This window comes from Anabaena cylindrica UHCC 0172, from assembly GCF_034931625.1.
GTDB lineage: Bacteria > Cyanobacteriota > Cyanobacteriia > Cyanobacteriales > Nostocaceae > Anabaena > Anabaena cylindrica_A.
Genome location: NZ_JAYGGY010000140.1, coordinates 1 through 10,668, shown reverse-complemented (window position 1 = coordinate 10,668; position 10,668 = coordinate 1). Strand labels below are relative to the sequence as shown.

Below are 10,668 nucleotides of genomic sequence, written 5' to 3'. Positions count from 1 at the left end.
GTCTAATACGTCAAACCACCCTCTACTTGGGGCGCGTCCAACTGCGATGGTCATTACAAAGAATCTCCAAAAGTTTATAAGTACAGGTTTTATCTATATATAGATGGCTATGACATAACCGCCTATATGCAGAAAGTTAACCGGGTTGTTAATCCAGTTTACAATTTTTTACGCTCTTTAATCATAATAGGTGCAAATCTCTAATTTTTCCAGGGCTAATGGAAATAATTTCATCTTTGAGACACCTGTAATCCCTTCAGGGTAAGGAAACAACGATATAAAACAAAATCTCATAATTCTTCCCTCTTTTCACAATTCACACCGAATCAACCAGGTAACGCTAGAATTAGTCCTACAGTCAGTGAAATGTGATTAATTCTAAATGTTTACCATCGACTTAAGCATCAAAAATACTGCTTTCCCAATATCAGTACAACGTAAGTCCACTGAAGATGCTGAAGCTGTTTATCAGCTGATTCTGGCAGCAATGCGCTCTGGGAACCCTGATATTGTGGAACTCAAGTGCGAGGGCAAAACAGAGAAAAAAATTGCTGTCCGTGCTAGTGAAATTTCGGGTGTACAAATTGTACAGAAAGATGGTTCTGCCGTTGGTGGTACTAGACCACCCGGATTTTTCGCTTTAGCAACTGAGTAAACCAGGTGTAAAAATGGCGGCTGTAGGCATCGAAGTTCAGGATTTAAACTTCTTATGGCCTAATGGGGAGCAAGTGATCAAATCTTGCTCTCTTAAAGTACCACAAGGCGAATTTTGGATGCTTTTGGGTACTAATGGCAGTGGCAAATCAACTCTGTTGAGACTGATAGCGGGGTTATTAGCTCCCCAGTCTGGCGAAATTGGTATTTCACCCCCCGTTGGTTTTGTTTTCCAAAATCCTGATCATCAATTAGTTATGCCAACGGTTGGTGCTGATGTGGCTTTTGGATTGGTGGCAGAAAAATTGCCTCCTGCTATGGTGAGAGCTAGGGTAGAGGAAGCTTTAGGGGCGGTAAATTTGCTGTCCTTACAGCGTCGTCCTATCTATGCTCTTTCTGGTGGACAAAAACAGCGTGTGGCTATTGCTGGTGCGATCGCTCGTCACTGTGAAGTCTTATTATTAGATGAACCCACTGCTCTACTAGATCCAGATAGTCAACTCGACTTAGTGGCTAGTGTTCGTCGTCTAGTCAAAAGTCGCGGAATTACGGCTTTATGGGTGACTCATCGCTTAGATGAGTTAAATTACTGTGATGGTGCTTTTTTATTGGAAGAAGGCTCTTTAGTTGATCAAGGTGAAGCCGAGCGTCTCAAACAGCGACTCATGAAAACACACAACGAAACTTCGTAAGACAAAACTCCAGCAGCATCTTACCTGTCAGATGTTCTAGAAAAAGTATTGGCAGACTTTTTATTTGAAAGTCCCTAATATCAATATTTTCAACAATTTTTAATCATCAAAAATTAATGACCAGATACCAGATAAACACTTTGCTGTATAGGTATCTGGTTTTTCATTATGGAATTTTGATGACTCAAAAAATTATTTATTTCCATAAAAAACTGCAACAACCCTTATTTAAAAAGGCTTTTTAGACATTGTTGCTTCTACTTTAAGGTTTAGTTTTTCGGCAATGGGGCATTTTTATTCTCTGTAGCATAGTGTTACAAGTGATGCTTCAATTACTATAAGTCTTATGAATGATTTTTGTTAACTCTAGATAATTGTGATTAAAAACCATGCCCCGTTCTATCATCCCGTCCATTTTATTAGTGGACGGCTACAACATTATAGGCGCTTGGACTTGCTTAAAAAAAACCCGTGACCATGCCGGACTAGAGGCAGCACGGGGGGAACTAATAGAAGCAATAACAAACTACAGCGCATTTCAAGGTTATGAAACTCAAATAGTTTTTGATGCCCAATATCAAAACACCCCCAGCAATAGAGAAAATATTACAGACTTTCTCACTGTTCATTACACAGATTTTGGTCAGACAGCAGACACCTATATTGAAAAATCTTGTGCTTCCTTGCGTCACCAAGTAGCCCAATGTTTAGTTTCTCGCGTAATTGTGGCCACATCAGACCGAGCGCAGCAGTTAATGGTACAGGGGTATGGTGCTGAATGGTTGTCAGCGCATCAACTATGCGGAGAAGTAGAAACAACTGTGTGCCGGATGCGTCATAGATATCAACCACCCAAACAATCGAAAAGCCGATTTTTAGCTAATGCTATTGATGATAAAGCAAGGCAGCGTCTAGCTCAATTGCGAATGGGATTATAGAAAAGAGTATTCATAAATAGCTGGACTGCTCTTCTAGAGGGAATTTGGGCTGTCAAAAATTATAACTTTCAGCCGCCACGAAAGAAAATCCAAAAAATTTTCCAAAAGTGCTTGCCATATTATAGATTTAGGTTTATTATAGAAAACATTGAGAGCATTCCTCAGTAGCTCAGTGGTAGAGCGATCGACTGTTAATCGATTGGTCGCTGGTTCGAATCCGGCCTGGGGAGTTAAAAAAATAAAGGATAAGGCATGAAGGAAGAAAGCAGAAATTTCTAACTTCATGCTTTTGACTTTTATAGAGATTGTCAGCTATTCCTTCTCATAATTCACCTGTAGAGGTCAACTTCAGCCAAGCTGGCATTATCGAAGTTAGCAGTAGTCATATTGCAGTCTTTAAAGGTGGATTGCCACAGATTGGCTCGCTCCCAGTTAGTATTGCTAAAGTTGCAGCGAACAATGTAGCATTCTACACCATTGTTAATCCCAGTAAAGTCGGAACCACTGAAATCGGCTTCTTGCCAACTACAATGGTCGCCCCAGACAGTATATCGAAAATTAGCTTCTCTCAAAATAGCACCACTAAAGTCAACACTGAGGGCGGAATCCTCCAGATTAATGCCACTGAGGTCAACACCTCTGAACAAACCTTCACGCGAGTCATCAATGGCAATACAAGTAAAATCTCGCTCCCCAGCAGCATATCTACTCAACAATTCCTCAACAGTAATTCTTTGTCTTTTGACCTTCATGATTCAACACCATTACTCAGTAACGTTTACTCTACTGTATACACCAAATAGAGTCACCTGCTCAATCTAACCTTACCCTCCAAATCAAAAACCTCCCTACCGGACTACTAGACGAAGCCCAAATCACCAACTACGATTGATTCCTTGCCCCAGGAATAGTTGCCACCTGACACTGCAAAAGATGGCAAAGTGATCAAGAAACGAAGCGATAAATTTTTGAGAATGTAAAAATAGCAGAATTATGTAATTTTCTAAAATATTAGTTTCAATTATTTTAAATCAAGCTTGATTTTAAAAGTAGCTGATTTCACAAACGATATTTGATGAAATGTTTACCTAAATTGCATCTTATAACCGCTAAGTCATAACCATTAAAGGTAACAAGGATAATATTTTTTAGAGTTGAAAAATAATTTATTTAGAGGCTTATAAAATATTGATATCTATGTTATTGTTGGGATAGGAATCAAAAACATCAAAGTCAAAAAAACTTCAAGGGTAAATTGAGGTCAACGAAATCAAGTTCTTTTGTTCTGCTAAATCCACTTCAGTTTATATATCTTTTCTGTACGAAGAGATAAGGACAAATGAATTAGAAGAGTTACCCTCGTAACAACTTGAAGTCAATCAGAATTCCTTTGAGTATTTGCCGATAAGAATTGGCTCACTAGATAACATTATCAACCAGATGGGACTAACCTTGGAGTTTGGGAAGAAAGACTCTTCGAGGATGTCTGGTAAATGTATAGGAATCAAAACTGTTAGCGACTTAGAGCCAGCAAGAAAGATATTTTTAACTGTGAAGCAATACAAAAATGAGATTTATCCTCATGTCATGTATCAATCAAAGTGAAATTTATTGATCCTAAAAAATATCCAAAAGCAACATCAATAGAGCGAATTTTCAGAAATTAGGAAAATAGTTTTTTGGACTGGAAATTAGAAATTTTTGGCAGCCAAAATACAAGCAAAATCGTCATAATTGTAGCAATCATTGAGAGTGAACTACAATGTTGGTTGATTGGGTGGTTCAGGGGGAAAATCTGCATAAAGGTGAATCCCTATTGTAACCACTCTCCAGGATTAAACATCCTCCGAGGATGCCGCGACAACAAGCGATAATGCCGTATTTAAGCCGTTAAATATTTCTTGATTTAGGAGATGTGGATTTCTTCTGAATAAATTTCCTGCATCCATATCTTGTTTTCCTACAAAAATCTGAATCTGCGTTTGGTAGTGCCTTGAGTATGCCTTAAGTCGCTATACAAATTCTGTTTCCTAATCGAACAAAATCTCAAATCAAGTTTCAGACCCATCAACACAATAATTGTAGGAATAAACTCATCATGGCTACTGACTCAAATATTAGACAGATTGCTTTTTACGGTAAAGGTGGTATTGGTAAATCTACTACTTCTCAAAACACCCTTGCAGCAATGGCTGAAATGGGTCAACGCATCATGATTGTAGGTTGTGACCCTAAAGCTGACTCTACCCGTTTGATGCTGCACTCTAAGGCTCAAACCACCGTTCTTTCCTTGGCTGCTGAAAGAGGTGCTGTTGAAGATTTAGAACTTAGTGAAGTACTATTGACAGGTTTTCGTGGTGTTAAGTGTGTAGAATCTGGTGGTCCAGAACCCGGTGTTGGTTGTGCTGGTCGTGGTATTATCACTGCTATTAACTTCCTAGAAGAAAACGGTGCTTACCAAGACTTAGATTTCGTATCTTACGACGTATTAGGTGACGTTGTCTGTGGTGGTTTCGCCATGCCAATTCGGGAAGGAAAAGCGCAAGAAATCTACATCGTGACATCAGGTGAAATGATGGCGATGTATGCTGCTAACAACATTGCTCGTGGTGTTTTAAAATATGCTCACACTGGTGGTGTGCGTTTAGGTGGCTTGATTTGTAATAGCCGTAACGTTGACCGGGAAGTCGAATTAATCGAAACCTTGGCAAAACGTTTGAATACCCACATGATTCACTTCGTACCTCGTGATAATATCGTTCAACACGCAGAATTGCGTCGGATGACTGTTAACGAGTATGCACCTGATAGTGATCAGGGTAATGAATATCGGACATTGGCTAAGAAGATCATCAACAACAAGAATCTGACTATTCCTACACCTATCGAAATGGAAGAATTAGAAGAATTGTTGATTGAGTTCGGTATTCTTGAAAGTGACGAAAATACTGAAAAGCTAGTTGGTAAGTCAGCTACTGAAGCACCAGTTAAAAAGTAGTAACACGAAGCAATTAGTGCTTGAGATTGGGGAGGGTAACTCCCACCCTTTCCCAAATTGATGAAGATGTGAAAATGCAAATAAGTTTTTTCACATCTGATTTGCATTATTTGGGCAAGAGGATTACACCACAAGGGTTATATCTTATTCTGTATGCAAATTAGAAGCCTTTTGATTTCCTATTTTAACCAGAGATGCTTCCTGAATCTAGTTTCCATTCATGCTTGAGTAATTGCTGATAAGTTATCTCTTGAATCATCATATGCTCGTACAGCTTGAGTAAAAATACCTGAGCTTGTTCACGAGACATTTGATGTACTTGGTCAGCAAAGGTTCTGAGGCCAAATTCTTGTTCTAAAGATAATTTTATAGGCTGATTCATTGCTGGCTCCTATGCCCAATTGGGGCAAAAATAAAGGGTTAATACTGGCTATTTAATTTTTAAGCTTTTAAGCATTCATACACCCATTGAGTTTGAGGGGTGTAGGGCAAGAATTTTATGTTTTACTAACTTATGTTAATAAGTATAACGAATTATTTACAATTCTGACGTGATGGGAGTCAGATCAACATGAAAAAAGATGAGCAACTAGTGATACGGCACATTAGCCCTGAAGTGAGATGGTTGATTAAGGTATATGCAGATGTTAATAACTGTACACAGGCGGAGATGTTGGAACGCATTGTTTTGGAGTGGCACGCGCAACAAAGCCTAAGTGAAAGGCCTCCAGGGGATGAAGATGAGTAGGATAATTTAAAAAACTGTAGTTTTGTTCCGAAAAGCTTTCAGGCTTTCATCTTGCTGTAGCACACGTTGACTAATGCGATCGCACGCTAATTCACAAAGCTCAAAAATAATCGGGTCTGCAATCTCGTAATAGGCACTAGTACCTTTGGGTTGACGAGATAAAATTCCTGCATGAGTTAATACTTTCAGATGCTTAGATAGATTTGCCTGCCCCAACCCAGTCGCTTCTGCTATCTCCATGACATTCATCGAACCTGATTTGAGACAGGTCAAGATTTGTAGCCGACTTCCTTCTGATAGCACCTTAAAATAGTCAGCAACGGCAGCAAGAATAGCTGGATTAGTCGGAGACGGATTTGTTTTTGGCATAGGGCAACTTGAATCATCAGCAAAAAAACTTCATCACTATTTAGTAGTATAACTAAATATACATTAGTAGGGAACAGAGCAATAAAATGATTAAATTTTACCATTAAAATGCTAAAATTACTCCACAGTTATTTAGTTAATTAATCAGGACTTACGCAACTGGCACAAGCGATCGCCAATGGCTGCATAGTTGCAAATACCCAAAAACTAAATAGGACTTACGCAAGTGTCACACTAAAAATCTGTTGCAGGGTGCGTCAGACTGCATAAATCCTGCAAATAAACAGATTGTTAATATCTGACGCATCCTACCAATGTGCCAGTTGCGTAAGTTCTGAAACATTATGTATCCTGAATCCTGACATTTGTAACAAACCGCCCCCACAGGATAGAGAGAAAGTAAATCAAGTATGAAAAACGACTGTTAGTAAGGGGAGAAACGCCAACAAAAAAATATGCCAGGATTGTAATTGAGCTTCTGAAGTTAGTTCTGGTGGTGTTAATAAAGCTTCTATTCTCTGTTCCAAGCGATCGCCTGCACCCAAAGCGGCACAGCAAACTTCTTCTGTTATAGGGTTGTTACTGACTACTAATAACAATGATTCCGCTAACACCAAGGGATCTACTTGGGATGCAGCGTAACTATCAGCCCGTAATTCTCGCAAAACTAACAATTCTTGCCATAGTGGTTCTGTATTGGGCAACCAAGCCGTGCAGGAACGCATCCAACCCAGCCAAAAGAACCAGAACGTATCCCTATATAGATAATGCCCTTGCTCGTGGGCTAAAACGCTTTTTAAATGGGCAGATGAGAGGGTTTGTAGTAATCCTTGACTAACTACCAATTCCGGCTGCCAAAAACCCATTTGTCCGGCAAATAATGCTTTAGTTTGCAGGAGTCGGGCTTGTTTACCTGCGAGATTCACTTGCGGACATTCACGGGCTGATTTAATGGATTTCCAGCCTTGGAAAGCTAGTTTGATACCTAAGATGTTAAAAAATCCTAGAAAAATTGATGCCAGCAGATAACTGAAAGAACCAGTATACATTCCACCCATTGTTCCTTGTGTACCCATGCAGACTACAGCCATTGCTGTCATAAAAATGAGTAAGGGGGGAAAGAGGAATAAAAATAGCGATCGCTCCCAACGCAAATTCCAATTACCCTGGGGTATATGGCCAGAGTATCTTAACCAGCAAGCAATGGTTACAGCAGAGACAATCATGAATAGATGCATAATTCTATTTTTCCCCTCTGGCTTCCCGTGCTGCTTGAATGCGTTTTGCGATCGCTTCTATTTGGTCACTAGCAGCTTGATCTAAACTATCAGCAAAGGCGGCCACAACATCAGGATTACCCACTGCGAGGAATCTTTGCAACTGTTCATGAGCTTTAATCATCTCTGCTTGTTGCTTAGTTAGTAAAGGCCGCCAATAGAATGCTTTACCCTGTTTATCGCAAGCTAACCAACCTTTTTCCGTAAGACGACGGAGAACAGTAGTCACAGAAGTATAAGCCAATTCGCGGTTTGGGTCAGCTAGAATGCGATCGTGTACATCTTTAACTGTTGCTGAATTCAGTTCCCAAACAATGCTGAGAATTTCTGCTTCTAAAGGACCCACAGATAGTTGCTTAGGACGATAATCGGGTAAGGGAGCCATATTGATAATTGTGGCAGGTATGTTGTTTCTATTTTCGCATCTTTTATCTCACGCAGAGGCGCAGAGCCGCAAAGAGTTAAAAATTCGCTTTAATCCTGTTCATCCTTAAATCCTGTAAATCCTGATTCAGACAATATGTGCGAAAATTGTCAAAGCAGGTGTGAGGAAGTGACATGATAGATAATAACAACTGGCAAGATGAAGATATATGTATTGTAACTGCAAGCACTCCAGACGATCGCACTCAAGAAGGGATGAAAACTGTCATAGGTAACAAAAATCCTTATAGCAGCCCTACGGTGACGGGTGAAGAGATCAAAGAAAACCATATAAAAGCAGGAAAATTAGCCACGCAAATGTCGCAATTTGTGGCCATAGTTAGTCATTTATTTAACCATGTCGAGAAGCAAGTCCAACCCCAAGCCGGAATCCAATTAGACGAAATCACCCTCACAGTAGAAATTGGTAGTGAAGGAGAAATTAAAGTGCTAGGTACTGGTGTAAAAGCTGCTGGTAAAGGCGCAATCGAGTTAAAATTTAAGCGATCGCCTAAAGCCCCGGAAAATTAATCGCAATATGGCCAAGAATTGCGCCGTTATCATTGGCGTTAATAAATATAATCGAATTCAGCGCCTCCAGTATGCAAAAAGTGATGCTGAACGAGTGTGTAATTATTTTGCTAATGATTTGGGCGTACAACCAGATAATTTATATTTTTTCTCTGATGATTCCCCACCCGATAAACATGGACTCGATACTCAACCAACTTATGGTACATTAATTTCGTTTTTAGGCGATCGCTTTGCACAGCCTTTTTTAAACCCTGGAGATACTCTCTGGTTCTACTTTAGCGGCCACGGCATCCCCCACGAAGGACGAGATTATTTATTACCCATAGACGGAAATCCCCGCACTGTTCCCGATTTAGCAATTCCCATACACTACATCACCGAACGCTTACGGCGGAGTGGTGCAGATAACATCGTCTTATTTATTGATGCCTGTCGCAGCACTGGAGAAAAAAGTGCAGGTTTAGGAATTGGTGAAGAAAAACAGCAAGGTGTGATTACCTTCTTTTCCTGTAGTCCCCATCAGGTTTCTTACGAAATTGAGGAAATTCAACAAGGTGCATTTACCCACGTTTTACTCAATGGTTTGCAAATTCAAGGTGAAAGCAACTGTGCCACAGTTGAACGCCTGTATAACTATTTGCGCCATCAAGTTCCTCAATTGACTTTCAAGCATAAAAATTATATTCAGACACCCTATGCAGCCATAGAACCCGCTACAAAACTGCATTATATTTTACTGCCCAAGTCTGCTAACGACAGGGATATTAGCGCCCTGAGAGAAGATGCTTTTCATGCAGAAATTGAAGGTAATTTCGATTTAGCTTTTCAGTTGTGGGTACGTGTGAATGTGGCCGCAGGTGGACAAGATATGAAAGCCATTACAGCCTTTGGGCGATTGTCAAACAAGCAATCTCAAAGTCAACAAGAACAGCGTCGAGAAGCAGAAGCACAGGGACAGAAAATAGCAGCAGCAAAACGCCGTGAATTAACTGTAAATTTATGTCAAGGCTTAAACCTGGAACTGGTGCGCGTCCCCACAGGGAAATTTACAATGGGAATGCCACCAGCAGAACGCAAAATAGCCCTAGAGAATGCCCTGAAATACGGCAGCAAGCGTGAGGATGTTGAACAATGGTTAGACCGGTCTACCCCCCAGCATGAGGTGTATCTGCAAGAGTTTTTAATGGGCAAATATGCCGTAACCAATTCTCAATGGTACGCTGTCATGAAAACCAAGCCATCTGAAAAATATGATGCCAAGTTTCAAGGCAATAACCAGCCTGTAGTTGGCGTTTCCTGGCATGAAGCACGGGCATTTTGTGAAAAGCTATCTGAGCAAACAAAACGCGCCGTCAGATTGCCCACAGAAGCAGAATGGGAATATGGCTGTCGTGCTGGAACAACCACAGCCTTTGCCTTTGGCAAGACCATTACAACAGATCAAGTCAACTATAACGGCAATTATCCTTATAGCGATGCCCCAAAGGGCAAATATCGAGAATGCACTGTAGATGTAGATAGTTTCACTCCCAACGCCTGGGGTTTATATCAAATGCACGGTAATGTCTGGGAATGGTGTTTGGATGAATTTCACGATAGCTATAGCGATAAACCAGCGCGTTTAAGAAGTAATGGTAATGAGGTCTGGGGGAACAAGAAAAATCTATGGAAAAACTTGATTAATAAAATTAGTGATAGTGAAAATAATACTGAGTATTTTATTATACGGGGCGGTTCTTGGTACGACATTGCTATCGGTTGCCGTTCGGCGTTTCGTGGCTGGGACCTCGCGCGTTATCGAGTCAATCTTCTCGGTTTTCGTGTTGTGTTCGGGTCTTGCTCGCCAGGACTTTCTTAGCCCTCTGCCCTCTTGCCCTTTTGCCCTCTGCCCTTCTTTCCTTTACCCTTCCCCTCGCCGTCAGGCGATAAAATTTTTTGGCAATTTTTAATTCTCCAAATAATATCAAGTTCGGTAAAATGCCTTAACGGGTGACAAGGGGGTTGAAGATGAGATGTGGCAATAATTTGAGAAAAT

Annotated in this window: 12 protein-coding genes and 1 tRNA gene; 7 read left to right on the top strand and 6 right to left on the bottom strand. The window is 40.4% G+C overall.

Translation table 11 applies throughout. The features are described 5' to 3' along the window. Positions 1–382 precede the first annotated feature (382 nt). The 4 genes from VB713_RS27750 (at position 383) to VB713_RS27735 (ending at position 2,514) form a co-directional block, all read left to right on the top strand. Positions 383–655, top strand: a complete 273-nt coding sequence (locus VB713_RS27750) for a hypothetical protein (RefSeq protein WP_323314707.1) — start codon at positions 383–385, stop codon at positions 653–655. A gap of 13 nt (positions 656–668) precedes the next feature. Next, entirely contained in the window at positions 669–1,346 is a 678-nt protein-coding gene (locus tag VB713_RS27745) for an ABC transporter ATP-binding protein (RefSeq protein ID WP_323314706.1), read from the top strand. A gap of 389 nt (positions 1,347–1,735) precedes the next feature. Further along, positions 1,736–2,284: an NYN domain-containing protein gene (locus tag VB713_RS27740; RefSeq protein ID WP_323314705.1), complete on the top strand. Its 549-nt coding sequence runs from the start codon at positions 1,736–1,738 to the stop codon at positions 2,282–2,284. A 158-nt stretch (positions 2,285–2,442) separates the two neighbouring features. Further along, positions 2,443–2,514 (top strand) — tRNA-Asn (locus tag VB713_RS27735). Between the two features lie 99 nt (positions 2,515–2,613). On the opposite strand, the gene VB713_RS27730 is transcribed toward VB713_RS27735, so the two are convergent. Then, positions 2,614–3,036 (bottom strand): pentapeptide repeat-containing protein, encoded by a 423-nt coding sequence (locus VB713_RS27730; protein ID WP_323314704.1) that lies wholly within the window; start codon positions 3,034–3,036, stop codon positions 2,614–2,616. 1,346 nt (positions 3,037–4,382) lie between these two features. Here VB713_RS27730 and nifH point away from each other — a divergent pair. After that, the gene (gene nifH, locus VB713_RS27725; RefSeq protein WP_015215476.1) at positions 4,383–5,282 is read left to right on the top strand and encodes a nitrogenase iron protein; all 900 of its coding nucleotides are present in this window, start codon (positions 4,383–4,385) and stop codon (positions 5,280–5,282) included. A gap of 184 nt (positions 5,283–5,466) precedes the next feature. On the opposite strand, the gene VB713_RS27720 is transcribed toward nifH, so the two are convergent. The 4 genes from VB713_RS27720 to VB713_RS27705 all read right to left on the bottom strand — a co-directional run bounded on the left by VB713_RS27720 (position 5,467) and on the right by VB713_RS27705 (position 8,061). Further along, positions 5,467–5,664, bottom strand: coding sequence for an NblA/ycf18 family protein (locus tag VB713_RS27720; RefSeq protein WP_323314703.1), 198 nt, complete (start codon positions 5,662–5,664; stop codon positions 5,467–5,469). A 372-nt stretch (positions 5,665–6,036) separates the two neighbouring features. Next, a complete protein-coding gene (locus tag VB713_RS27715; RefSeq protein ID WP_323314702.1) occupies positions 6,037–6,399 on the bottom strand; it encodes a metalloregulator ArsR/SmtB family transcription factor in 363 nt (120 codons plus the stop codon). A 404-nt stretch (positions 6,400–6,803) separates the two neighbouring features. After that, positions 6,804–7,637 carry a M56 family metallopeptidase gene (locus VB713_RS27710; RefSeq protein ID WP_323314701.1) on the bottom strand — a complete coding sequence of 278 codons (834 nt, stop codon included), beginning with the start codon at positions 7,635–7,637 and terminating at the stop codon, positions 6,804–6,806. A 4-nt stretch (positions 7,638–7,641) separates the two neighbouring features. After that, a complete protein-coding gene (locus VB713_RS27705) occupies positions 7,642–8,061 on the bottom strand; it encodes a BlaI/MecI/CopY family transcriptional regulator (RefSeq protein WP_323314700.1) in 420 nt (139 codons plus the stop codon). Positions 8,062–8,234: 173 nt separating this feature from the next. On the opposite strand from VB713_RS27705, the gene VB713_RS27700 reads away from it, so the two are divergent. Next, positions 8,235–8,630 carry a hypothetical protein gene (locus tag VB713_RS27700; protein WP_323314699.1) on the top strand — a complete coding sequence of 132 codons (396 nt, stop codon included), beginning with the start codon at positions 8,235–8,237 and terminating at the stop codon, positions 8,628–8,630. A 7-nt stretch (positions 8,631–8,637) separates the two neighbouring features. After that, positions 8,638–10,491 carry an SUMF1/EgtB/PvdO family nonheme iron enzyme gene (locus VB713_RS27695; RefSeq protein ID WP_323314698.1) on the top strand — a complete coding sequence of 618 codons (1,854 nt, stop codon included), beginning with the start codon at positions 8,638–8,640 and terminating at the stop codon, positions 10,489–10,491. On the opposite strand, the gene VB713_RS27690 is transcribed toward VB713_RS27695, so the two are convergent. Beyond that, a partial coding sequence (locus tag VB713_RS27690) for a hypothetical protein (protein WP_323314697.1) occupies positions 10,488–10,668 on the bottom strand: 181 nt, incomplete at its 5' end. The genes VB713_RS27695 and VB713_RS27690 overlap by 4 nt on opposite strands.

Excerpts from the sequence above, each read along its gene's own strand:
- VB713_RS27730 (WP_323314704.1), bottom strand. The coding sequence starts at position 3,036 with ATGAAGGTCAAAAGACAAAGAATTACTGTTGAGGAATTGTTGAGTAGA.
- VB713_RS27705 (WP_323314700.1), bottom strand. The coding sequence starts at position 8,061 with ATGGCTCCCTTACCCGATTATCGTCCTAAGCAACTATCTGTGGGTCCT.
- nifH (WP_015215476.1), top strand. The coding sequence starts at position 4,383 with ATGGCTACTGACTCAAATATTAGACAGATTGCTTTTTACGGTAAAGGT.
- VB713_RS27700 (WP_323314699.1), top strand. The coding sequence starts at position 8,235 with ATGATAGATAATAACAACTGGCAAGATGAAGATATATGTATTGTAACT.
- VB713_RS27745 (WP_323314706.1), top strand. The coding sequence starts at position 669 with ATGGCGGCTGTAGGCATCGAAGTTCAGGATTTAAACTTCTTATGGCCT.
- VB713_RS27740 (WP_323314705.1), top strand. The coding sequence starts at position 1,736 with ATGCCCCGTTCTATCATCCCGTCCATTTTATTAGTGGACGGCTACAAC.
- VB713_RS27750 (WP_323314707.1), top strand. The coding sequence starts at position 383 with ATGTTTACCATCGACTTAAGCATCAAAAATACTGCTTTCCCAATATCA.
- VB713_RS27715 (WP_323314702.1), bottom strand. The coding sequence starts at position 6,399 with ATGCCAAAAACAAATCCGTCTCCGACTAATCCAGCTATTCTTGCTGCC.
- VB713_RS27720 (WP_323314703.1), bottom strand. The coding sequence starts at position 5,664 with ATGAATCAGCCTATAAAATTATCTTTAGAACAAGAATTTGGCCTCAGA.
- VB713_RS27710 (WP_323314701.1), bottom strand. The coding sequence starts at position 7,637 with ATGCATCTATTCATGATTGTCTCTGCTGTAACCATTGCTTGCTGGTTA.
- VB713_RS27695 (WP_323314698.1), top strand. The coding sequence starts at position 8,638 with ATGGCCAAGAATTGCGCCGTTATCATTGGCGTTAATAAATATAATCGA.